Origin of the sequence: Acidiphilium sp. C61, assembly GCF_905116885.1 — a bacterium.
Taxonomy (GTDB): domain Bacteria; phylum Pseudomonadota; class Alphaproteobacteria; order Acetobacterales; family Acetobacteraceae; genus Acidiphilium.
In genome coordinates, this window is the sequence record NZ_CAJHNI010000005.1 from 994,126 (window position 1) to 1,017,158 (window position 23,033).

The following is a 23,033-nucleotide window of genomic DNA, read 5'->3' on the forward strand; positions in this document are numbered from 1 at the left end:
CCTCCCTACACGCTGTCCGGCGTGGGGAGGCTGCCGGCGGCTTGCCTCTCCTGGTGTTTGAGATCGCGGAAGCTGGGCCGCTCGATCTTCTCGGCGCCGTTGGGCCCGACCATCCAGCTGAGCGGCCGGCGCTCGGAACCGATCGAATTCTGCAGCAGCGTCAGCCCTTCGAGCAGCGCATCCGGCCGCGGCGGGCAGCCGGGAACGTAGACATCGACGGGCAGGAAGCTGTCGGCGCCCTGGACGACGGCGTAGATGTCGTACATCCCGCCCGAGTTGGCGCAGGCGCCCATCGAGATGACCCAGCGCGGCTCCAGCATCTGGTCGTAGAGATACTTGATGACGGGCGCCATCTTCACGAAGACGGTACCGGATATGACGATCAGGTCGGCCTCGCGCGGGGTGGCGCGCAGCACTTCCGAGCCGAAGCGGGCGATGTCGAACTTGCTGGTGAAGGCGGTTGCCATTTCGACATAGCAGCAGGAAAGGCCGAAATTGAACGGCCAGATCGAATATTTGCGGCCCCAGGCCACCATGTCTTCCAGCCGGCCGAGGGCTACGTTGCGGCGCACGGCATCGGTGAAGGTGCCACTACCGGGGGATGGGGCGGGCGCGTGGCCGGCGGCGCCGAGGCCGCGGAGCAGCGGCGCCGTCGTGGACGCCTGTTGTCCCGTTCCGCCTTTGCCGAAGGTGAACCGCATGGCGTCAGCGCCCCCGCGCCCTGGCAAGTGGCCGTGGCCTCGGCCCCCATTCCAGCGCCCCGGCGCGCCACAGATAGACGAGGGCGGCAAGCAGGGCGAGAATGAAGACCGTGATCACGACATAGCCGGTCCATCCCGCGGCATGGACCGCCGTTGCCCACGCGTAGAGATAGGCGGCCTCGAGATCGAAGATCACGAAGAACATCGCGATGAGGTAGAATTGCACGGGAAGCCGGAAGCGGGCGTAGCCGACGGTGACGATGCCGGATTCGAACGGTTCGCTGGTGGCCCGCTTCATGTGCCGCTGGCCGAGGAAATGAGACACACCGATCATACCCGCGACCAGAGCGACCACGAAACAGGTGTAAACCAGCATTACCCAATAATGGGTGGCATACCCCATAGTCGACGTCCTTCACTCCAGCAGCGCGGATACCGCGAACATCGGAACCAACCGCAAAACGACAGGACTATTAGTTTGTTAACTGACACTATCAACTTGCCGTCTGTCAAGAAGACTTTCAGCAAGGAGAATATTCAAATTTCCAATGGCATAAAAATCAACACGTTATCGGCAACCCGTCGTCCAGGCGCGCGCCGACAGGCTGATAGCGCGCCTTCCGAAAAGGGAGATCTGCCCCATGATGGGACGGAGACACATGATCGCTCCCGGCGCGCAGGTTCAGCTGGCGCCAGAGCCGAGTCGCCGTCAGAGTACGCTCCGATCCATCCGGATCGGATGTCGTGCTCTGTCTTATTGATAATTAGAGCATCTTTATCCGATCAGATGATTCCATCTGATCGGATGATGCTCTAGGTTTCAGTCATCACGCGAATGGACAACAATGCCGAGGCCGATCTTGATTCCCGAACCATTGGCCTGACACTGCCTCTGGGCGTAGTCATCCTGGGCGAGCGTGACGGCCTTGCCATTCACGCGAATGAATGGACCTTCGATTGGCTGGACCTGAAACATGCCGACTGATTTATTGTTTATCCACATGTTTTTTATTATATTTGAACTGAAAGACATATCCAAAATAAATCTACATGTTTTTTTAGATAAATGTCTTATTTTTATTTTATATTTATTGATATTACTCTGGTCAAAATATATGGAAAAGTTTTTCCCTTTTTGATTTTCACTATTTACCATATGTATAAGCTGGCCGGGCTCAAGATTTCTATAATCCTTGATCTGTTTGAAATAATACGCGCTTTTTTGATTATAATAGTCGTTATTTGAGAAAAAATATATGTGATTTTCGTAGGCATATTTTGCGGCAAGCACGATGATTGCTGCAGACAAACAGCCAGCCAGAACGCCAAGTATCAGCCACTCAGAACGTTTCAAAAACTCCATGACCAAGCCTGCTTTTCATTGATTTTCCGTTCATGGCTCAGTCGCTTATCGTTTAATTGTAAATATATGATTAATGTCTTTATAAAGTATTTTTGCTTATCCCATAAATAGAAATATATATTCCAAAAAAAGCCCCAGACGAAGCTGGGGCATTAGTTTGGAACAGGGAATTCAACGTCTGGGAGAAACGTCTGATTTGTTGGATACACCACAACCATTCTTGCCGGATATGATCTGGATCAAGACGCTTCGAAATTCGTGCCAGGTTACACTCCGCTCCGCGAGGATCGTACATCGCTCTATGATCGGGGCGCCTCTTGTATTGCCGTCTCCCTTGAAGCCCTGAGCAGCATGCCGAACAGATCCCGCGGTTCGTCGGGGTCCGCCAACATGTCGAGTTCGTCGTAAAGCCCTGTTCCAGCCAGAAGTGAGCGGACAAAACGCAGTGCCGAAAAATCCTCGGTCGCGAAGCCGACCGAGTCGAATACGGTGATCTGTCTCGCATCCCGCCGGCCCTCAGCCGCGCCGCCAATCACCTCCCAGAGTTCAGTGACCGGATGATCGGCCGGAAGCTGCTGGATTTCACCCTCGATACGTGTTTGCGGCGTGTATTCGACGAATATGTCCGAACGCAGCAGTATATCGCGATGGAGTTCGGTCTTGCCCGGACAGTCACCACCCACTGCATTGATATGAACACCTGACCCGACCATGTTGTCAGTCAGAATCGTGGCATATTGCTTGTCTGCGGTGACCGTTGTGATGATGTCCGCCCCGGCCACCGCATCTTCCGCCGAGGTGCAAGGTGTGACGTCAATATCAAGGCCGGACAGATTGCGCATGCATTTGCGCGTCGCCTCGGCATCGATATCGAACAGCCGAAGATGGCGGATCCCGAGCAGGCGTCGGAACGCAACAGCCTGGAATTCCGATTGCGCACCGTTTCCGATAATCGCCATGCAGCTTGCGCCCCGCGGCGCGAGATGCCGCGCGGCAACCGCCGAGGTTGCCGCGGTCCGCAGCGCGGTGAGCAGCGTCATCTCGGACAGCAGAACGGGATAGCCGGTCCCCACATCGGCAAGGACACCAAAGGCTGTGACCGTCTGCCTGCCTTCGCGCGTGTTCTTCGGATGACCGTTGACGTATTTGAACCCATAGGTCCGGCCATCGCTGGTGGGCATCAGCTCAATCACCCCTTCGGGACTATGCGATGCGACACGGGGCGTCTTGTCGAAGCTTGGCCAACGACGAAAATCATCTTCGACATACGTGGCCAACCCGACGATAAACTCTTCGATGCCGGTGCGCAGCACCAGCTTCATCATGTTATCGACATTGACGAACGGAACGATGTTCAGTTTCGGAATCATTGTGCATAGCTCCTTGTCGGGTAATCGAGCACACGCCTGCCGAGAAGGCTGGCCAGCAGATCGACCATCAGCACCGCTGTTCGTCCGCGTTCGTCGAGAAACGGGTTGAGTTCGACGAGATCGACACTGCCGACAAGGCCACTGTCATGCAGCATCTCCATGACGAGATGCGCTTCGCGGAGGGTCGCCCCGCCCGGCACGGTTGTCCCGACGCCAGGCGCAATCCCCGGGTCGAGGAAGTCGACATCGAGGCTCACATGCAGATGGCCACCGGCCGCCGCCACCCGGCCCAGAAACGCACGAAGCAGCGGCGCGATCCCGTGCTCGTCGATCGCGCGCATGTCGTGAACGGTCATGCCGGTCCGTTCGATCACGCGCCGTTCAGCAGGATCGACGCTGCGAATGCCGAGCATGCAGATATTCGCAGCGTCGATGAATGCCGCCTGCGGCGGGAAAAACCCGTCAAACCCCGGCAATCCGGTCGCATAGGCCATCGGTACGCCATGCAGGTTGCCGCTTTTGGTTGTCTCCAGCGTGTGGAGGTCCGGATGGGCATCAAGCCACAACACGAAAAACGGCTTTTGCCATTCCCTCACCCGGCGACACAGCCCCGTGAGCGATCCCGCCGCCAGGCTATGATCGCCACCGAGACAGACCGGAAAAACCTCAGTCGAATCGAATGCGGCATAGGTCGCGTCGGCCAGGGCCGACGTCCACCCCGCGACCTCGGGCAACCCCTTGATCGCGCTGTTGCCATGCAATGCCGGCCGGACCAGCGCAGGGGCGATATTCCCCAAATCTTCCACGGCATGGCCGAGTTCGGCGATCGCCCTGGCAATCCCGGCCGCCCGGAATGCGCTTGGCCCCATGTCGCATCCAGGCCGTCCCGCCCCGTCCTGAACAGGGGCTCCGATCAGCCGACATTGCTTGTGCTGCACCATCACTCCCCCCGGGATGCCGTTGCTTTCCATGAGGGCGAGCGAACCACGGAACCATGGCTGAGTTGAGCAGGATTATTGATAAAAATGATCGTCAATTTTGCCATTTTGCCTGATGCCTTTGATCAGAATATAGATAGCGTGCATGACACAGGCTGGTTCCCTCGACGAAAGACTGATCACCCTGCTGCGCCACGATGGCAGACGAAGCATCTCCGACCTTGCGCTCGCGCTGGGGATTTCGCGCGCCACGGTCCGCGCCCGGATCGAACGGCTTGAGAAAAGCGGCGTGATTATCGGCTACACGGTGGTGCTACGCGCCGATACGGTCGCGGCGCCAGTGCGAGGGATCATGCTGATCGAAGTCGAGGGCCGCGCTGCGGACCAGGTCGTTCGCGCCCTCAGCGGCTTTCCCGAGGTCATCGAGGTTCACACGACGAACGGCAAATGGGACCTGATCGTTGAACTCGCAGCCCCAAGCCTGGCCGATCTCGACGCCATTCTCAGGCGCATCAGGCTGATTCCCGGCATAACCGGCAGCGAAACCAACCTGCTCCTCGCGACACCGCGCAGCGCGCGCGCCCGGCTTTAGGTTCTGGACTCAACTGATCCATGATGTGACGGCGAGGACGAGGCAAATACCAGCGAGGAAATTTCGTGCGGTTTTGTCATATCGTGTGGCGATGGCGCGCCAGTCCTTGAGCCTACAGAAGGCGCGTTCGATGAGATTGCGCTTTCTGTAGGCGACGGGGTCGAAGTGCGGAATGGCGCGGCGGTTGGGCATGGGCGAGATCACCGGCCTGGTGCCTTGGCGGGTGAGGAAGGCGCGAAGATCATCAGCGTCGTAGGCTTTGTCGGCGATCAGCTCTTCTGGTGGCGGTATTGTGGGCAGAAGCGCCCTCGCGCCGCTGATGTCGGAGGCCTGTCCTGGCGTCAGGAGGAGTGCGGCGATGCGTCCCTGCTCATCTGCGACGGCGTGGATCTTGGTCGTCCGTCCACCCCTCGACCGGCCGATGGCCTGGCTTTGCGCCCCCCTTTACCGCCCGCGGCCGCGCGATGTGCCCGAACCGAGGTGCTGTCCACCATGGCGATGCGCGGCGGATCCGCGCAGGCGACAAGCGCCGCGAAGATCTCCTGCCAGAGGCCACGCTGGCTCCAGCGGTTGAACCGGTTGAACACAGTGGTTCGTGGCCCATAGGCCTCAGGAAGCGCTCGCCATCGCAAGCCCTCGCGAAAGCGATGCAGGATGCCGCTCAGCACCCGGCGGTCATCAACCCGAGGCTTGCCGCCAAGCTTCGGCAGCAATGGTTCGATCGCAGCCCATTGCGTGTTGTTCAGCCAGAAAAGTTCCGCCATGTTCCAAGTCCTCCAAACAGACTTGAATCAGACGCCCCGTAGTCATGGCAATAGGTACAGAACCTAGAGCACTACATCCGATCCTTTCGGATCGGAAATTCCTCTGGCCTGGGGCGATCAGGCCGCCTTTTCCGGCCCGACGATGTCTGGAACAACCGCTTCTCCACTTTGCGATGAGCGTGCGGCGGCCTCGATCACGGCCATGACCGCGAGCGCATCGCGCGGTGGAACCGGACCGCCGCCACCGCCACGCAATGCGTCACGCAGTTCAGCGTAAAACCTGCGATGATCGCCCGCCGGAACGGGGACTTCGCGCGTCACCCCGGCCTGGTCGAAGTGCAGCATATCGTCCGGGTCTTTGCCCCATCCGTCCGACCCCGGCCGCATGCCAGCGCGCAGTTGGTCTTCCTGGATGTCGGCGAGGCGTTTGACCAGCGTTCCCCTATCCCCATGCACGACGAAACGGTGCCCACCACCGGCGGCCAGCATTCCTGCATGCAAAATCGCACGCCGCTTGCCATAATCGAGAACCACATGCACCCAGTCCTCGACCACAGCACCATTGCGTTGAGCCGCAAAATTGGCCTGCACATTTTGCGGCATCCCGAAAAGGCAAAGCACCTGATCGACAAGATGAGGCCCCAGATCGAGCCACAATCCGGCCCCCGGGCCAGCCTGTTCCCGCCAGCGGGACCGCACGTCCGGACGAAACCGGTCGATATGGGATTCGAAATGAAAGATTTCGCCGATCAGCCCGTCTTCGACAGCCTTGCGAATCCCCAGAAAATCGCTGTCCCAGCGCCGATTTTGGAAAACGGAGACGATCCGGTCCGCGCGTCGTGCGGCGGCGATGACAGATCTCGCATCCGCGAGGTCAAGCGTGAAGGGCTTGTCGACAACGACATGTTTCCCGCGTGCCAGCGCGGCTTCGGCGAGAGGACGATGCGTCTCGTTCGGTGACGCGAGAACAACCAGATCGATGTCGTCACGATTGAACAGGGCGACCGGGTCGGCCTCCACGGGCAGGCCGGGCAGATCGGCACGAACCTTCGCCGGCTCGCGCGAGGCGATCGCCGTCAGCCGGTAGCCATCTGTTGCCGATATCAGCGGCGCATGAAATGCGCGCCCGGCATACCCATAGCCGACCAGGCCAACGCGAATTTTGTCATCTTCAAACATCATGTACCTGGCGGAATATGCTTGGCGGGCGGCTGGATCTCATTTGATCTTCGGCACCGTGACACCGATCATGTCACCGGCCGTGACGATCGACGCCAGTCTTTCCTCGTCCCAGCCCTCGGTTCCGGCAGGTCGCTGCGGCAGAACCATCCAGCGATAATCAGCGGTGGAGTCGACAACGCGAAGCTTCACATTGTCGGGAACGCTGGTTCCCCATTCGGCCAGCAACCCGCGGGGATCGCGCACGGCGCGGGCACGATAGGATGCCGATTTGAACCAGAAAGGCGGATAGCCCAGCACTGCCCGCGGGTAGCAACTGCACAGGGTGCAGACCACAAGGTGATGTACCGACCCGCTATTTTCGACGACGCCGAGCGGCGGTGCCCCCCGCATGACGACCCCCAGCTCTTCCACGGCGCGGGTTCCGTCATCAAGGAGGCGTTGGCGGAACGCCCGATCAACCCAGGCGCGTGCGACGATGCGCCCGCCCTGGGCCGGACTCGCCGCTTCGGTAATCGCGATCCGGTCGGCGATCTCGGCCGACGAGACAATGGATTTCTCCGCCAGGATATCGCGGATGGCGACGAGAAGATGTTCGGCGGGAGCGGAAAGCAGGTCGTCCGGTGCGCTCATGGTCTGGCCAGCCAGGTTTCATAGATTTCGATCAGGATCTCATCGTCTCCTCGCCCCTCAGGCCATATTGCCTGAAGCGGGAAGGCGACATGATAGAGCTCGAGCTCAGGCGCAGGTCGGGCAAAGGCCAGATCTTCGGGATTGGGGAACCGCCCGAGATAGGCACGGATTTCACCCTGCATGCCGCGAACGTAATGCGGTGTGCGGATGTGAACGGCTCCCCCTGTCTCGGGCCAATCATCCCGTACGAGAACATTGTCTCCGGGCGCGAAGGCGGTCATGCCGCCGCCAGGGCGCGGCGCAATTCGGCCTCGGTAATCACTCCACGGCACAGCAGATTATCGGCTATCGAGCGTATCCAGCGCTGATAATAGCCCAGAGCGTGATAATCCTGTTCCGGAATGGCCTCTATCCCGCGGCGCAATTCGTCGACACTCATCAACCCCTTCAGGCTGAGCAACTGCCGCAGCGCATCGACCTCACGATCAAAATCGGTCAGCGTGTGGGGCTCGGTGTCGACCCCGGAGCACATGAAGGCCGAAACGCCACCCAGATCGTGGTGTGACCGGGGCCGATTTTCCGGCAATTTTTCGCTCGTGGATGTTTCGCTGCCATCTGCCATGCAAGCAATCTAGCGTATGCCGGCGACAGCACAACACTCAACCATTTCAGCAACCGGGTTTCCGTGCTGAATGACAAAGAACACAGTATTTTCAGTGAGATGGTGGGCGCACAAGGACTCGAACCTTGGACCCGCTGATTAAGAGTCAGCTGCTCTACCAACTGAGCTATGCGCCCATCACACATGATCGCCCGCGTCGCAGCGCGTCGACAAAGGCCCTCTAGCAAGATCGGCACGGTCTGTGAAGAGGCCGATCCGACACTTGATCAATCTGCAGATATGGCGAATTAGAAACATGACTGGCCATGCAGGCTCCCGCAATGCACAGAACAGGTAGAATTCGATGCCGCACTCAAGGAAAATGAGCTTCCGACGCGCCCCGCTCTGGACCGCAGCAACGATGATCGCCGTGCTGGCTGGCGTGCTCGGTGTCGAAGCTGCCTTTGGCCAGGGGTCGGGCGCCTATGTTCCCGCACCGACCGCGGCGGCACCCGGGGCGTTTCCTGCCCTGCCCAAACCGAATACCAGCGGGATGAGCCAGACGCAGATCGCCGAGGTGCAACGCGGCGAATACCTCACGGCCGCGGCCGACTGCATGCCTTGCCACACAGCCCCCGGCGCGAAGCCGTTCTCGGGCGGCCTGTCTTTCGTGACACCCTTCGGCACGATCTATTCGCCGAATATCACCCCTGCGAAAGCAACGGGGATCGGCAAGTGGACGCAAGGGCAGTTTTACGACGCTCTCCATTACGGCATCTCGCCCGGCAGCTCGCTCGGCGTGTTTCCGAAATATCTCTACCCGGCGATGCCCTATACGTCCTACGCCAAGCTGACGAAGCCGGACGTGACGGCCATCAAGGCGTATCTCGATGCGATACCGGCCGTCGATGTGCCACACGTGCCAAACCGGCTGGGCTTTCCGTTCAATATAAGGGCGATGCTGCTCGGCTGGCGGATCATGTTCTTCAGCACCGCGCCAATCCACGACAAGAAGGACTGGTCGCCCGCAGTGCGCAAGGGCGCCTATCTCGCCGAAGCTCTCGGCCACTGCAGCGAATGCCATTCGCCGCGCAACCTGCTCTTCGCCATCAAGTCCGGCGACACGCTCGCCGGCGCGCAGATTCTTGGCGAACCCTGGTATGCGCCGAACATATCATCCTCGAAAACCTATGGTGTCGGCGGCTGGAGCCGGAGCGATCTGGTCGACTATCTGCATGACGGCGGCAACATGAACCGCGGCTCGGCGTTCGGGCCGATGCAGTCGGTGGTCAATTACAGCCTGAGCCAGATGCCGCGGCAGGATATCGACGACCTCGCCGCCTATCTCCAGACGGCAACACCGCCGCGCGAGAACCCGGTGAAGCCGGTAGCGCTTGCCAAGGGTGAACTCGCGCAGGGCAAGATGCTCTACGATCAGAATTGCGCCGCCTGCCACCAGGCGGATGGCAAGGGTGTGAAGGACGTTTTCCCCAACCTCGCCGGCAACGATGCGGTGACCAACGGGCCGTCCGACAACGTGATCGGCGTCGTCCTCGGCGGGATGATCCCGTGGCATGTCAATGGCCCGGCCATGCCCGCGTTTGGCTCGATGCTGGATGACTCGCAGATCGCGGCCATCGCGAACTACGTCCGCACCGCCTGGGGCAATAAGGGCGTGACCGATGCCAATGCCGCAAAGGTGCTGGCGATCCGCGAATCAGCACCGCCCCATGACATCGCACTGGCGGATGCGGACTATCTCGATCTCCCGCCGATTGCCTCCGCCGCTGCGCGCAAGATGAACTGTCCGCTGCTGACCCCGGATCTCGTGTCTCCCGGCCACGGGGTGATGGACATGATGCAGGGCGCAACGCCGGCCACCCTCGGCAACCGCACCCGTCTGCTGATTGCGGCGATCCGCAAGGCCTATCCAGGCATCAGCGCGCAGCGCATGTCCGCATTCCTGATGGCGGCGTATTGCCCGGTCGTGGCGCAGGAACGCGGTCTGTCGCTCTCGCAGAAGAAAGCCGCGCTGACGCGTTTCCTTGCCGATGCGGCGAAACTCGACACAGCCGCGAAGACGGGGAGCTGAGGCCATTCGGCCTCCGCTTCTGACCGAAACGCTTCGAGGTGCGGCGATCCTGCCGCATCTCGAATCACTCGCCCGCCTGCGGATCGAGGTGTTCCGCGCCTGGCCCTATCTCTATGACGGCGACGAGGCATATGAGCGCGACTATGTCGCGACCTACGCCGCAAGCGAACGCGCCGCGATCGTGATTGCAAGGGAGGGCGAGACCATCATCGGTGCCTCCACCTGCCTGCCTCTCACCGACGAGGACGAGGCCATGCAGGCACCATTCCGCGCCTTCGGGTTCGACCCGGCTGCGGTCTTCTATTTCGGCGAATCGGTGCTGCTGCCAGCCTATCGCGGCCGGGGCATCGGCGTCGGCTTTTTTCGTGAGCGCGAGGCGCATGCACGCTCGGTTTCGGACGCGACATATGCCGCCTTCTGCGCCGTGATCCGCGACGAGACCGATCAGCGCCGCCCGGCAGACGCAACCACGCTCGACGCGTTCTGGCGCAAGCGCGGGTATGCCCCTGTGCCCGATCTCGCATGCCGGATGCGCTGGCGGGAGATCGGCGGTGTCGGAGAGGTGGAAAACCGGCTCCAGGTGTGGATGAAGCCACTGGGCAGCGCCTGACGATGCGGATCGCCCTCTCGCCCTTCCCGATCCGCCGCCCCGAGGGCCTCGATGATTTTTTCTCGACCGTGGATCGACTGATCGAGGATGCGAAATTCGGCGGCGCCGATCTTCTCGTCCTGCCGGAATATGCCTCGATGGCGCTCGCCGGCGCCTTTGTCGCTGCACCGGATATTACGGCCGAGCTCGATGCCGTCGTCAGCCGTGCCGATGCGCTGGTGGCGGGTTTCCGCACCCTCGCCCGCGCGCGCAGCCTGCTGGTCCTGCCCGGGTCGGTCCCCATGCGCGGCGTCGACGGGAAGATCCGCAACAGGGCGCCACTGATCGATGGAGACGGTCGCATCGCCTTTCAGGACAAGCGGGTAATGACGCGCTTCGAGTCCGAGCGCTGGGGGATCGTGCCAGGCGAGTCCACCGCCGTATTCGAGACCGATTTCGGCCGGCTCGGCATCGCCATCTGTTACGATTCCGAGTTCCCCCTGCTGACGCGTGCGCAAGTGCTCGCCGGAGCGGACACGATCCTGATCCCGGCCTGCACCGACACACTGCACGGTTTCAACCGGGTGCGGCTGTCGGCCCGGGCGCGGGCACTGGAAAACCAGTGCTTTACCGCCGTGGCGCCAACCACAGGGATGGCCCCGTGGTCGGCCGCTGTAGATGAAAATCGCGGTTATACCTGTGTTTTCGGACCGGTTGATCGAGGTTTCCCGGAGGACGGGCTGCTGGCCCGCGGCGCGCTGGATTCGCCGGACCTGCTGTTCACAACGCTCGATCCAGCCCGCCTCGCGGCAACGCGCGCCGACCCGGCGGTCAGAAACCGGACCGACTGGCCCGAAGATCCGGCGCCAGCCCCGGTGGTCCGGCTGACATGACCCTGGTTTACATCGTTGCCGGCGAAGCGAGCGGTGACGTGCTGGGCGCCCGCCTGATCGCTGCAATGCGTGCGCGGGCCGGCGGCATCGAGGTCGCTGGCATTGGCGGCGCGCGGATGGCCGAGCAGGGCGTCGCGTCGTTGTTCCCGATGCAGGACCTGGCGCTGATGGGCCTGGCGGAAGTGCTGCCCAAGATCGTCCGGCTGCGCCACCGACTCGAACAGACCGTGGCGGACATTGCCGCGAAACGACCTGATATCGTCGTCACCATCGACAGTCCGGACTTCACGCTTCGCCTGCTGCGACGCATAGCACCACTCGGCATGCGGCGCGTTCATTACGTCGCTCCCCAGGTCTGGGCCTGGCGGCAGGGGCGGGTCAGGCATTTTCCCGGTCTGTGGGACAGGCTGCTCTGTCTTCTCCCCTTCGAGCCGGATTTTTTCGCGCCGCATGGGTTGAACCCGGTCTTTGTTGGCCATCCGGTCCTCGAATCGGGCGCTGATGCCGGTAACGCAGCGCGGTTTCGTGCCCGTTTCGACCTTGCCGAGACCACGCGGCCGCTGATCCTCATGCCCGGCAGCCGCCGCACCGAAACCTCCCGGCTGATGCCGATCTTCGGCGCAACAGTCGAACGCCTGCGCTCAAGATTTCCCGATCTCATGCCGGTGCTGGCCGCAGCCCCGGCACTGGCCGGCGAACTGCGGGCCGAGGCCGCCACCTGGACGCACCCGCCGCTCATCGTCACCGATGTGGCCGAACGATATGACGCCTTTGCCGCTTCTGCCGCCGCCCTGACCAAATCCGGCACCTCGACGCTGGAACTCGCCCTTGCCGGCGTGCCCATGGCCGTGACCTATCGAGTCAACCCGATCAGTGCCTTTGTGGCCCGAAGGCTGGTCAAGGTGAAGCACGCGGCGATGATCAACCTGCTGGCCGGCGAGGAACTGGTTCCGGAGCTGTTGCAGCAATCATGCACGCCTGAGAGACTGGCGACCGAGATTGCATCGCTGCTTGGCGATACTTCACTGGCAGATGCGCAGCGTGCGGGATTTGCCGCCGCTCTCGCGACGCTTGCGATTCCAGGCGCGTCCACCCCCAGCAATGCAGCGGCAGAGAGAGTGCTGGAGCTGCTCTGACAGGCGTTCCGGAGGAATGCGTCCTTGTCCGATCCATCCGGATCGGGACTGCCTTACGCCGCCTTACGCATCCATGGAGCGAACACAAGTAAAGGCCCGGACAAGGCCGGGCCTTTCATACAATCAGGTAAACCGCGTATGCGGCACGATAGTGCCGCAACCAGCTACTTGATCTTCGCTTCCTTGAACGTCACGTGCTTGCGAGCAACCGGATCATATTTCCGGAACTCGAGCTTGCCCGTCTGCGCCTTGGCGTTCTTCTTGGTCACATAGAAGAAGCCGGTGTCGGCGGTGGAAACGAGTTTGATCTGAACAGTGTTCGTCTTGGCCATGCGTGTTCTCCGATCGGGTCGATATGATCGACCTTGCCGGCCCGGTCAACCCCCGGCGCGAACATCATCGAGCAGCGGCCGGATCAGCGCGGCACGATAGGCTGCCGGATCGTCGATCAGCGCCCTGGCCGCCCGCTCATAGCCACTCGCCCCGATCGCCGCCGGGCAGGATTCGCGCAGGGCCAGCACCTCGGCAAGAGGCATCGGCGCCCGTGAGGCACGGGTTTCGGCAAGCGGTTTGCGCAGCAGGTCATCACCGCGCTTCAGGGCCGCGATCTGGTTCGCAAGGACATCGGTGCCGAGGCTGGTGCAGACCTGCGGAAACACGCCCAGGCTCTGCAAAGGCCAGCCGCGAGGCGCAATCATCCGGCTCCAGGTCACGAACAATTCTCCTCCGCCCGGCAATTCGGTGACACTCTGCACCAGGCCCTTGCCGAGCGTTGCACTACCGAGCACGACGCCACGGTCATTGTCCGCGACCGCGGCAGAGAATACCTCGGCGGCGCTGGCGGTGCTGCCATCGACCAGCACCACAACGGGCAAGCCCCGCGCGATATCCGCACCCTCGGCCTGCCAGACCTTGTTGGCGGCGGGATCTCGGCCAACCGTACGAATGATGGTCCCCCGCGACAGCAGGGTGTCGAGACTGAGGACCGACTGACGTAGCACGCCACCACGATTGCCGCGCAGATCGATGACGATTCCCTTGGGCGCCGGCTGTGCCTGCGCGAGATGCGCGAGCGTGGCGGCGAATTGCTGCGCGGTGCCGTGATCGAACCCTGCCACGCGGATATAGCCAATCCCGTCATCGATCTGGCCGCTGACACTCTGGGTCGGCACGAGGGCGCGGTTCAGCGTGATGGTCTGCGGCAGGCTGTTTCCCGGCCGGATCGTCAGATCGACACTGCTGCCGATGGGACCGGCGATGTCCATTTGCAACTGACCGACGGGCTGACCGACTGTCTCCTGACCATTAATTGCGAGGAGTTGCATGCCGGGGGCGATGCCGGCCCGGTCAGCCGGGCTTGAAGGCGTGACCCCGGTGATCACGACAAGACCGTTCTGGCGCGCCAGGCTCATGCCGATCCCGCCACGGCCCAGCCTCAGCGCCCGTTCGGCGGCCGCATCGCGGGGGGCGACATAGCGGGAATAAGGATCGAAATGGTTGAACAACTCGTCGAAGAAGCTGCGGATCATGCCGCCGGTGCCAGCCCGCTTGATGACAGGCGACGCCTTGTAGGCCTGCGATGCGACCGCAGCACAGGCCATGCCCCATTTTGCCGCATCCCCGGCAGGTGGCGCGACGGTCGCGTAGATGACGCGGTTCGGACCGAACAGAACGAGCTTGCCGGACTTCTCCTGCACCGCGATGTCCGGATCGAGCGCGGTAATGCCCGAAAGCCCCCACACCGCCATGCGCGGTATGCCGAGCGGTTCGAGCGTTCGCGGCGCCATGAAAGCCAGCGCAGCGCCCCAGACCGCCGCGACACGGGCGGTATCAAACCCCCGCTGGTCCGCCTGCGCCCCAGGCAGCGGCGTCACGACGCATATCATCGCGACGATGAGCCTGATCAGCGGCGCAAATCTCGATCGACGGACATGACACGCCCCGAAACGTCGGGGGCGTGAGTGCGCCGGCAGTCTGCTCATCGGCGTCCGCGTTTCTGCCTGGACGGCGCGCGGCCGGGCTTCCTGCCTCCGCCCTTGCGCGCCGGCAGGCGGCGTCCTGGTCCCTTCCCCTCACCCGGCGCGCTGCCGCCTTCGATCAGGGTGAACAGCAGCCCGCCGGTCACCGGCTTGGCTTCGCGCAGCCGCACAAGCACCGTATCGGCGAGACGGAACACCACGCGCGAGCGGGTGCCTGACAGCGTGCCGTCAGTCTCGTCGAAATGCCAGAAATCGTCGGGCAACAGCGCCATCGGCACGAAACCGGAAGCTCCGGTCGCATCGAGGGTGACGAACAGGCCAAACCGCGTCACCCCGCTGATCCGCGCGCCAAAATCCTCGCCGATCCGGTCGGCCAGGTAAGCGGCAAGATAGCGATCCGCCGATTGCCGCTCGGCATCGGTGGCGCGGCGCTCGGTCGAGGTGATGGCGGCCGCAATCGTCTCGAAGCCCTCGGCATGCTCGGAGCGCAACCCGTCGGTGCCGAGCTTCAGCCCGGCGATCAGCGCGCGATGGACCAGAAGATCGGCATAACGGCGGATCGGCGATGTGAAATGCGCGTAGCTGTTCAGCGCGAGGCCGAAATGGCCGATATTCTCGGGCGCATATTCCGCCTGGCTCTGGCTGCGCAGCACGGCCTCGTTCACCAGAGGGGCGGCATCGGTGCCGGAGACGAGGCGAAGCACGTGGTCGAGGTCACGTGGGCGAAGCTGGTCGCCAGGTTTGAGCGAAATCTCGAATGTCGCCAGCAGGTTGCGGAGCGAATCCAGCTTTTCCGGCGAAGGTGGGGCGTGTACGCGATACATGCAGGGCTGGCGCAGCCGTTCCAGTTCCTCTGCCGCCGCGACATTGGCGAGGATCATGAACTCCTCGATCAGCCGGTGGCTGTCGAGCCGTGGGCGCGGCGCCACATCCGTCACCCGGCCGGCCTCGTCGAGCGTGATCTTGCGCTCCGGCAGGTCGAGGTCGAGTGTTCCACGTGCCTGTCGCGCGCCCAGCAGCGTGCGATAGGCGGCGTAGAGATGGCCGAGCGTCCCGTCCGGCAGATCGGCTTCCCGGCCGGACTCGAAGGCGCCCTGCACCTCCTCGTAGGTCAGACGGGCGAAACTGCGCATCAGGCCGCGGCCGAATTTGTGGCTCAGCTTGCGGCCTTCTGAATCCACGATCATCTCGACGAACAGGCACCCCCGGTCCTCGCCCGGCCGCAGGCTGCACCAGCCATTGGAAAGCGCCTCGGGCAGCATCGGCACCACGCGGTCGGGAAAATAGACCGAGTTGCCGCGCTTCAGCGCCTCGCGGTCGAGCGCAGAGCCGGGGCGCACGTAATGCGCGACATCGGCGATGGCGACGACGATGCGATGTCCCGGCCCGGCCGGTTCGGCGAAGACGGCATCATCGAAATCGCGCGCATCGGCCCCGTCGATCGTCACCAGCGGCACTTCGCGCAGATCGGTCCGCTGTCCGGGGCGAACGCCGCGGGCGCGCTTGGCCTCGTCGATGGCGGTTTCCGGGAAATCGGCCGGAATCCCCAGCGCCGCAATGGCGATCAGGCTGATCGAGCGGGCATCGCCCATCCGGCCGAGATGCTCGGCGATACGCGCAGGCTTCGGCCCGTAGCCGAAGGCCGGCAACGGCATGGCGCGAACCACATCGCCACTTTCAGCCCCCGCAGTCTCGCCCGGCGGAACCTTCCACTCAGCGCGGCTCTTGCGGTCGACCGGCTCGATCCAGCCACCCTCCGCCTCGGCCCGGAACACGCCGATGATGCTGGCCGGCTCCTCATCGAGTCGCCGTATCGTGCGACCTTCGTAACGATCATCGTCGATTCGCCGCAGTCGCGCGAGTATGCGGGCACCCGGCGCGAGCGCGGCATGGCCGCGTTTCTCCGGCATCATGAAAATGATCGGCGGCTTGCCGGGCTGGTCCCAGCCAACCGGCCGGGCGAGCGGATCGCCGTCGCGATCGGTGCCGGTGATCTCGACGACGCAGCGTTCCGGCAGTGCCTCGGCCGCACGCACCTGTCGCCCGCCAGCACGCACCAGCACGCCATCGCGCTCGAGAGTCCGCAACATCGCGCGCAGCGCCGGTTTCTGGTCAGGGCCGAGGCCGAACGCGCGCGCAATATCTCCCTTGCGCAGGCGCGTTCCCGCTTCGGCGATGAACTCGCGCAGCACGGATTCGGTCGGCAGTTCGGCAAAACGCCGTGGCGGCTTGCGACTCATGCGGCACCGCGGCGGCGCGTCACGACGATCCTATCGACCGAACCCCAGAATACAATCTGGAATCGGTGCACGGCAGCGCCTCACGCATCATTCGTTTTCACAAGTCTAAAACGCATAATCCCAATGTAGCGCGGCGACAACGCCGGTTCAGGCTTTCATCCCCGGACGTGTGGCAAGTTTTCCAACTATGGCCTGTATGCAACAGCGGCCCTGTCGAGCATCGCGTTGAAGAGGGCGCCGAACAGCACGGCGTAGGCGCTCAGATAGAACCACATCATCAGGCCGATGATCGTGGCGAGCGGCCCATAGGTCTGGCTGTAGGCGGCAAAACGGCCGACATAGACGGCAAACCCGTATGACACGAGAAGCCAGGCCAGGATCGCCACCAGGGCACCCGGGGCTATCGGATGCCCCGCGCCACGCCCGAAGGCCGGCCCGTAGCGGTAGACCAGTCCGAGCGCGATGCCCATGAACCCGATCAGCAGGCCAAACCCGGGCAGCACCGTCAGCATCGCCGGCGCATTCGAAAGGCCCAGAAAGGCGAGCGCAAGCGGCATGCCGACCAGCACGGCGATGGCGATGATCGCCCCGATCATGGCGATCAATGTCATTCCGAGGGTCACCGCCTGGAATTTGAAAAAGCCGCGCGTCTCCTGCCGCTTGTGGATCATGTTCAGCGCGTAGATCAGGGATTTGGTGCCCGATGACGAGGAATAGAGCGTGAACCCGAGGGAAATCATCAGGCCGATGCCCAGCGTCGTCTTGCCGCCGGACACAAGTTGCTGGATCCGCCCGCCGATCAGGTCAAAGGCCGCCGGCGGCATCAGATGCTTCAGATAGAGCAGCTGCGGTTCAACCGATATCGGGTCGAACGCGAGGCCATAGAGCGAAATCAGCGCCGTGATCGCCGGAAACAGCGACAGCGTGGCATAGAAGGCGCAACCGGCGGCGACGAGGGACATTTCGCCACTCATCAGCTCGATGATGGCGGCGCGCAGACCCTGGCTCCAGAGCCCGAGGCGCCGCCGCCAGGACATCAGGCGCCGTCCAGGAACCGCCGGATCACCGCGATGGTAGGCGAATCCATCAGCGCCGGGGCGTGGCCGCAGGCCGGGACGGTATGCGTCGCGGCACCATCCTCTTCCATGCGCGCGAGCGTTGCCTCGGTCAGCAGATCGCTCGTCGCTCCGCGGAGCGCGAGCACAGGAACCCGAACCGCTTGCCAGATACCACCAAGATCAGCGTCCATGGGCACCGAGGCGCGGATCGGTTCGGCGATCGCGGGATCGTAATGGAGAGCGACCCCCCCACCCTCGACCGGCCGCGCCGAATGACGTGCGAGGTCAGCCCATTGCGGATCGGTCAGCGGGCCAAACGGCGCGTGCACAACGCGCAGATGGGCTTCGAGCGCCGAGATGTCGGGAAAAATTGCGGGTGCTTCGCTCATGTAATCGCGGATCCGGCCCAACGCCGCGGCCGGGATATGCGGGCCGATATCGTTGAGCACGAGGCGAGTGATCGGCGTACGCGCCGCCGCCGCGACCATCATGCCGCAAATCCCGCCAAGCGAGGTGCCAACCCAGGCAACCGGCTTGTTCAGCCAGGCGAGCAGATGCGCCAGTGCAATGACATAGGAGGGCGGCTGGTAGAGCGCCCCGTTACGCAGCCATTCCGAACGTCCGCGTCCCGGCAGGTCGGGGCAGATGACATGGTAGCGATCGGCGAGGCTTTCGGCGAGACTGTCGAAATCGCGCCCGTTGCGGGTCAGGCCGTGCACGCAAAGCACGGCCGGCGCGGCCGGGTTGCCGAATTCCACGAAGGCGAGCCGATGGAAATCGTTGCCAAGCAGATAGGGAACAAAACCCTGCCGCGCCACGACCGGCTTCCCTTTAGATGATGCCGTCCCGGCGCAGCGCGGCGCGGGCGGCTTCGTCGAGTCCAAGCATGTCGGTCAGCACCTCATCCGTATGTTCCCCCAAATTGGGTGGGGCGAGACGATAGTCCACCGGCGTTTCCGACAGACGGACCGGATTGGCGACCAGTTTCACCGATACGCCATCGTTTCTGGTCATGTCGATCAGATTGCCACGCGCGATCACGTGCGGATCGGCGAAGACCTGCTCCAGCGTATTGATCGGGCCGCAGCCGATTTTCAGCTCTTCGAGCCGTTCCAGCCACCAGGCCGAAGGGTGCTGCAGCAGCACTGCGGCGAGGGTTGCGGTCACGAAGGCGCGATTGGCGACGCGGGCGGCATTCGTCATGAATCGCTCGTCGGCCAGCAGGTGTTCCAGCCCGAACGCGTTGCAGAAGCGCGCGAAGGTCGGGTCATTGCCGATCGAGAGAACGATATGGCCGTCTTCCGTGGCGAAAACCTGATAGGGCACGATGTTTGGATGCTCGTTGCCAAGCCGCGGCGGATTCTTGCCGGTGGCGAGATAATTCATGCCCTGGTTGGCAAGCCAGGCAACATGCGTGTCCAGCATGCCGATATCGATATGCTGGCCTTGCCCGGTCATTTCCCGATGGCGCAGCGCGGCGAGCACGCCGATCGCGCCGTATAGCCCGGCGAACAGGTCCGCCACCGGCACACCCACCTTCATCGGCTGGCCATCCGGCACGCCGGTAAGCGACATGATGCCGCCCATCGCCTGGATCAGGCTGTCATAGCCGGGCCGGGAGGCGTAGGGTCCGGTCTGGCCGAAGCCGGTGATCGAGCAGTAGATCAGGCCGGGATTGCCACCCTTGAGATCTTCATAGCCAAGGCCGTAGCGCGGCAGCGTTCCAACCTTGAAGTTCTCGACCAGGATATCGCTTTTCGCGATCAGCGCACGCGCGAGCTGCTGTCCCTCTGGCTTGGCGATATCGAGCGTCACCGACCGCTTGTTGCGATTGGCACCGGCGAAATAAGCGCTCTGCTCGGTTCCCGGCAGGGCGGGCGGCGCGAAACCGCGTGTGTCGTCGCCGCTGCCGGGCTTCTCGATCTTGATCACCTCGGCGCCGAGATCGGCCAGCATCTGCACGCAGGTGGGACCGGCGAGCACACGGGTCAGATCGAAAACGGTCAAACCCGCGAGCGGCCCCGAAGGTGTTTTGGTGGAGGCGGCTTTGTGTTCAGACATTCAAGGACTCCCGTCAATGCCCCGGCAATAGCGAGACTGCCGTGGCAGGTCAAAACGGGAGGTCCGGGAATATCCGTGGCGGGTCAGTGAGCGATCGGCCCGCCTGTCGGCGGGACGCAGCTGCGCAGCGCCAGACGAACAAGCCGATTGGCAACAGTCGTCAGACCCGCCCGCTCCGCATCCTGGGCAAGCGAGATAAGTCGATCGACGAGAATGAGCGGGCTGACGATCGGATCGTGCTGGTCGGCGGTTTTCGCCGAGGCGAACTGGGTCATCGCGAATGTCCTTCTCAGGATGTCCAACGGAAACAGCCGTTTTTGGCTGCCTCCGAAAATGACCCGCCCCGGATTACAATCCGGTAAACAAATTCGACCAGGAAAGAAAAATTATCTTTCGTTCTCGTCGCTGTCACGCTCGACCTCGATATCGGCATCGATCGCGTCGTCGTCCTCGAGATCGTCGGCATCCGTCAGAATGTCGTCATCGCCCGCATCCTCGACGTCATCCGTATCGACATCGTCCTCCGCGGCCTGCGCCTTGGCGGGCTTCTTGACATCATCGGGGATGGGAACGCTGCGTTTCAGCTTGGGCTGCTCGACCGGCTGCTCGGTGCCGCATTTCGGGCAGACGGCCGGAGCCTTGCCGAGGTCGAAAAACCGCGCGCCGCAGGACACGCAGGTGTGTTTGTCGCCAAGTTCAGGCTTCGCCATGAGAGCCTCGCATTGCAGGGTAAACGGTGGAACTCCGTCAGGGCGGGCGCCATGCCACCCATCGCCCCGCTTGTCAAACCCTGAGAGCTGTCGACAATGATGGCTGGCAAATTCGCTCACTCGTGGTAAGCGCCGCGCCATGGAACACGCTGCCCCGCTGCCCCAGACATCTCGCCGTCCCGCTTCACCGCTTGCTGGAACGATCACCGTTCCGGGCGACAAGTCGATTTCCCACCGCGCGCTGATGTTCGCGGGTCTGGCTGTCGGCGAAACCAGGATTTCCGGCCTGCTGGAAGGCGAGGACGTGCTGCGCACCGCCGCCGCCATGCGCGCGCTGGGTGCGACGATGGAGCGGACCGGCCCGGGCGAGTGGCGCGCCTCCGGCCCGGGCATCGGCGGGCTGCAAAGCCCGGATGACGTGCTCGACATGGGCAATTCAGGCACCGCCGCGCGGCTGCTGTGCGGCATTCTCGCGAGCCACGACATTTTCGCGGTCATGACGGGCGATGCCTCGCTGCGCCGCCGGCCGATGCGCCGGGTGATCGACCCGCTGGCCGCGACCGGTGCGGTCTTCGCCGCGCGCGAGGGCGGACGCCTGCCGCTTTCGGTCCGCGGCGCCGCCGAGGCGATGCCGCTTTCCTATCGCCTGCCGGTCGCCTCCGCCCAGGTGAAGTCGGCGCTGCTGCTCGCCGGGCTGAATGCCCGCGGAATCACCGAGATCGAGGAGCCGGAGCCGACCCGCGACCATTCCGAGAACATGCTCCGCCATTTCGGCGCCGAGGTGGACGTTGCGGCGCACGGCACCGGCAAGCTGATCCGCCTGCGGGGGCAGCCGGAGCTGCGCGGCGCGGATGTCGTCGTGCCCGGTGATCCATCATCGGCCGCCTTCCCGATCGTCGCCGCGCTGATCGTGCCGGGCTCGCGCGTCACGATCCAGGGGGTCGGGCTGAACCCGCTGCGGACGGGCCTGTTTCTCACCTTGCGCGAGATGGGAGCGGCGATCGCGATCGTGAATGCCCGCGAGGCCGGCGGCGAGCCGGTGGGCGATCTCATCGTCACGGCGTCTGACCTGCGCGCCGTCGATGTGCCGGCGGACCGCGCGCCATCGATGATCGACGAATACCCGATCCTTGCCATCGCCTGCGCGATGGCGCGCGGCACCTCGCGGCTGCGCGGCCTCGCGGAACTGCGGGTGAAGGAAAGCGACCGCCTCGCCGCGACGCTCGCCATGATCACTGCCAACGGCGTGAAGGCGTGGGTGGAGGATGACGACCTCATCATCGAGGGGGGTGGCGCGCGCGGCGGCGCCACGGTGGCGACGCATATGGACCACCGCCTGGCGATGAGCGCGCTGGTCATGGGCCTTGCCACCGCAACACCGGTGACGATCGACGATGCACGCTTCATCGATACGAGCTTCCCCGACTTCCTGCCGCTGATGCGCGGGATCGGCGCGGCGATCGAGGCGGCGGCATGACGCGACCGATCGTCATCGCGATCGACGGGCCGGCCGCATCAGGCAAGGGCACGCTCGCCCGCCGCCTCGCCGCCGCCTTCAACCTGCCCTATCTCGACACCGGGCTGCTCTACCGCGCGGTGGCGCGGCGCGTGCTCGACCGAGGGGGCGATCCGGCCGATCCCGCGGCCAGCGCGGAACAGGCCCGCTCGCTCAGCCGGCTCGATCTCGAACGCGGCGACCTGCGCACCCCGGAGGTTGACCGTGCGGCCAGCGCAGTTGCCTCGATCAGACCGGTGCGCGCCGCCCTGCTCGACTTCCAGCGCCGTTTCGCCGCTTCCTCCGGCGCGGTACTGGACGGGCGGGACATCGGCACGATCGTGTTTCCTGAGGCCGACGTGAAACTCTTCGTCACCGCATCGCTGGATGTGCGGGCGAAACGCCGGCATCTTGAGCGGCTTGCCAATGGAATCGATCCCGGCTTCGACTCGGTACGCGCCGAGCTTGCCGCGCGCGATGAGGCCGACCGCACCCGCGCCGCCGCCCCGCTGGTGCAGGCAGACGACGCCCTGCTGCTCGATACCAGCGAGATGGATGCCAATCATGCCTTTACCGCGGCGGCCGATCTGGTGAACAAGGTACTTGCGCGGGGTTGACCCCGCCCGGACCAGAGGAGAC

At 63.5% G+C, this 23,033-nt stretch carries 24 protein-coding genes, 1 tRNA gene and 1 pseudogene; 7 read left to right on the forward strand and 19 right to left on the reverse strand.

The window, feature by feature from the left end:
• Nucleotides 1–5: 5 nt before the first annotated feature.
• The 5 genes from HUW10_RS07420 to rocF all read right to left on the reverse strand — a co-directional run bounded on the left by HUW10_RS07420 (nt 6) and on the right by rocF (nt 4,405).
• Nucleotides 6–701 carry an NADH-quinone oxidoreductase subunit B gene (locus HUW10_RS07420; RefSeq protein WP_201712597.1) on the reverse strand — a complete coding sequence of 232 codons (696 nt, stop codon included), beginning with the start codon at nt 699–701 and terminating at the stop codon, nt 6–8.
• Nucleotides 702–705: 4 nt separating this feature from the next.
• Nucleotides 706–1,104: an NADH-quinone oxidoreductase subunit A gene (locus HUW10_RS07425; RefSeq protein WP_174502909.1), complete on the reverse strand. Its 399-nt coding sequence runs from the start codon at nt 1,102–1,104 to the stop codon at nt 706–708.
• A gap of 417 nt (nt 1,105–1,521) precedes the next feature.
• On the reverse strand, nt 1,522–2,064 hold the full coding sequence (locus HUW10_RS07430; RefSeq protein WP_174502910.1) for a hypothetical protein: 543 nt from the start codon (nt 2,062–2,064) through the stop codon (nt 1,522–1,524).
• Nucleotides 2,065–2,363: 299 nt separating this feature from the next.
• Nucleotides 2,364–3,434 (reverse strand): ornithine cyclodeaminase, encoded by a 1,071-nt coding sequence (locus tag HUW10_RS07435; protein ID WP_174502911.1) that lies wholly within the window; start codon nt 3,432–3,434, stop codon nt 2,364–2,366.
• On the reverse strand, nt 3,431–4,405 hold the full coding sequence (gene rocF / locus HUW10_RS07440; protein WP_236656277.1) for an arginase: 975 nt from the start codon (nt 4,403–4,405) through the stop codon (nt 3,431–3,433). Before rocF ends, HUW10_RS07435 begins: the two co-directional genes overlap by 4 nt.
• A gap of 112 nt (nt 4,406–4,517) precedes the next feature.
• Here rocF and HUW10_RS07445 point away from each other — a divergent pair, with 112 nt between their 5' ends.
• Entirely contained in the window at nt 4,518–4,964 is a 447-nt protein-coding gene (locus HUW10_RS07445; protein ID WP_174502912.1) for an Lrp/AsnC family transcriptional regulator, read from the forward strand.
• 9 nt (nt 4,965–4,973) lie between these two features.
• Here HUW10_RS07445 and HUW10_RS07450 read toward each other — a convergent pair.
• From HUW10_RS07450 to HUW10_RS07475, 6 genes and pseudogenes are all read right to left on the reverse strand, one after another.
• Nucleotides 4,974–5,728 (reverse strand): annotated as a pseudogene (locus HUW10_RS07450) (IS5 family transposase).
• A gap of 117 nt (nt 5,729–5,845) precedes the next feature.
• Nucleotides 5,846–6,910, reverse strand: a complete 1,065-nt coding sequence (locus HUW10_RS07455; protein ID WP_236656279.1) for an oxidoreductase — start codon at nt 6,908–6,910, stop codon at nt 5,846–5,848.
• A gap of 36 nt (nt 6,911–6,946) precedes the next feature.
• Nucleotides 6,947–7,540: a nitrile hydratase subunit alpha gene (locus HUW10_RS07460; protein WP_174502914.1), complete on the reverse strand. Its 594-nt coding sequence runs from the start codon at nt 7,538–7,540 to the stop codon at nt 6,947–6,949.
• Nucleotides 7,537–7,821: an SH3-like domain-containing protein gene (locus HUW10_RS18680; RefSeq protein ID WP_174502915.1), complete on the reverse strand. Its 285-nt coding sequence runs from the start codon at nt 7,819–7,821 to the stop codon at nt 7,537–7,539. The genes HUW10_RS07460 and HUW10_RS18680 overlap by 4 nt, the downstream gene beginning before the upstream one ends.
• On the reverse strand, nt 7,818–8,162 hold the full coding sequence (locus HUW10_RS18685) for an SH3-like domain-containing protein (RefSeq protein WP_174502916.1): 345 nt from the start codon (nt 8,160–8,162) through the stop codon (nt 7,818–7,820). Before HUW10_RS18685 ends, HUW10_RS18680 begins: the two co-directional genes overlap by 4 nt.
• A 100-nt stretch (nt 8,163–8,262) precedes the next feature.
• Nucleotides 8,263–8,338 (reverse strand) — tRNA-Lys (locus tag HUW10_RS07475).
• Between the two features lie 185 nt (nt 8,339–8,523).
• On the opposite strand from HUW10_RS07475, the gene HUW10_RS07480 reads away from it, so the two are divergent.
• From HUW10_RS07480 to lpxB, 4 genes are all read left to right on the forward strand, one after another.
• The gene (locus HUW10_RS07480) at nt 8,524–10,233 is read left to right on the forward strand and encodes a c-type cytochrome (protein WP_236656280.1); all 1,710 of its coding nucleotides are present in this window, start codon (nt 8,524–8,526) and stop codon (nt 10,231–10,233) included.
• Between the two features lie 88 nt (nt 10,234–10,321).
• Nucleotides 10,322–10,843 carry a GNAT family N-acetyltransferase gene (locus tag HUW10_RS07485; protein WP_174502918.1) on the forward strand — a complete coding sequence of 174 codons (522 nt, stop codon included), beginning with the start codon at nt 10,322–10,324 and terminating at the stop codon, nt 10,841–10,843.
• On the forward strand, nt 10,840–11,715 hold the full coding sequence (locus tag HUW10_RS07490) for a carbon-nitrogen hydrolase family protein (RefSeq protein ID WP_174504795.1): 876 nt from the start codon (nt 10,840–10,842) through the stop codon (nt 11,713–11,715). The genes HUW10_RS07485 and HUW10_RS07490 overlap by 4 nt, the downstream gene beginning before the upstream one ends.
• Nucleotides 11,712–12,851 (forward strand): lipid-A-disaccharide synthase, encoded by a 1,140-nt coding sequence (gene lpxB, locus HUW10_RS07495; RefSeq protein WP_174502919.1) that lies wholly within the window; start codon nt 11,712–11,714, stop codon nt 12,849–12,851. The genes HUW10_RS07490 and lpxB overlap by 4 nt, the downstream gene beginning before the upstream one ends.
• Nucleotides 12,852–13,015: 164 nt before the next feature.
• Here the strand turns inward: lpxB and rpmG are convergent, their stop codons facing one another.
• The 8 genes from rpmG to HUW10_RS07535 form a co-directional block, all read right to left on the reverse strand.
• Nucleotides 13,016–13,183 carry a 50S ribosomal protein L33 gene (gene rpmG, locus HUW10_RS07500; RefSeq protein ID WP_007424241.1) on the reverse strand — a complete coding sequence of 56 codons (168 nt, stop codon included), beginning with the start codon at nt 13,181–13,183 and terminating at the stop codon, nt 13,016–13,018.
• A 45-nt stretch (nt 13,184–13,228) separates the two neighbouring features.
• Nucleotides 13,229–14,725: a S41 family peptidase gene (locus tag HUW10_RS07505; RefSeq protein WP_236656281.1), complete on the reverse strand. Its 1,497-nt coding sequence runs from the start codon at nt 14,723–14,725 to the stop codon at nt 13,229–13,231.
• 104 nt (nt 14,726–14,829) lie between these two features.
• Nucleotides 14,830–17,070 carry a ribonuclease R gene (rnr, locus tag HUW10_RS07510; protein ID WP_174502921.1) on the reverse strand — a complete coding sequence of 747 codons (2,241 nt, stop codon included), beginning with the start codon at nt 17,068–17,070 and terminating at the stop codon, nt 14,830–14,832.
• A gap of 185 nt (nt 17,071–17,255) precedes the next feature.
• Complete coding sequence (locus HUW10_RS07515; RefSeq protein WP_174502922.1) at nt 17,256–18,107, reverse strand: YihY/virulence factor BrkB family protein; 852 nt, start codon at nt 18,105–18,107, stop codon at nt 17,256–17,258.
• Nucleotides 18,107–18,946 (reverse strand): alpha/beta fold hydrolase, encoded by an 840-nt coding sequence (locus tag HUW10_RS07520; protein ID WP_174502923.1) that lies wholly within the window; start codon nt 18,944–18,946, stop codon nt 18,107–18,109. Before HUW10_RS07520 ends, HUW10_RS07515 begins: the two co-directional genes overlap by 1 nt.
• 13 nt (nt 18,947–18,959) lie before the next feature.
• On the reverse strand, nt 18,960–20,189 hold the full coding sequence (locus HUW10_RS07525) for a CaiB/BaiF CoA-transferase family protein (protein ID WP_174502924.1): 1,230 nt from the start codon (nt 20,187–20,189) through the stop codon (nt 18,960–18,962).
• 83 nt (nt 20,190–20,272) lie between these two features.
• Nucleotides 20,273–20,464: a hypothetical protein gene (locus HUW10_RS07530; RefSeq protein ID WP_174502925.1), complete on the reverse strand. Its 192-nt coding sequence runs from the start codon at nt 20,462–20,464 to the stop codon at nt 20,273–20,275.
• Between the two features lie 111 nt (nt 20,465–20,575).
• Nucleotides 20,576–20,899 carry a TIGR02300 family protein gene (locus HUW10_RS07535; protein ID WP_174502926.1) on the reverse strand — a complete coding sequence of 108 codons (324 nt, stop codon included), beginning with the start codon at nt 20,897–20,899 and terminating at the stop codon, nt 20,576–20,578.
• A 139-nt stretch (nt 20,900–21,038) separates the two neighbouring features.
• Between HUW10_RS07535 and aroA the strand changes: the two genes are divergently transcribed.
• A complete protein-coding gene (gene aroA, locus HUW10_RS07540) occupies nt 21,039–22,376 on the forward strand; it encodes a 3-phosphoshikimate 1-carboxyvinyltransferase (protein ID WP_174502927.1) in 1,338 nt (445 codons plus the stop codon).
• Nucleotides 22,373–23,011 (forward strand): (d)CMP kinase, encoded by a 639-nt coding sequence (gene cmk, locus HUW10_RS07545; RefSeq protein WP_174502928.1) that lies wholly within the window; start codon nt 22,373–22,375, stop codon nt 23,009–23,011. The genes aroA and cmk overlap by 4 nt, the downstream gene beginning before the upstream one ends.
• Nucleotides 23,012–23,033: the final 22 nt, after the last annotated feature.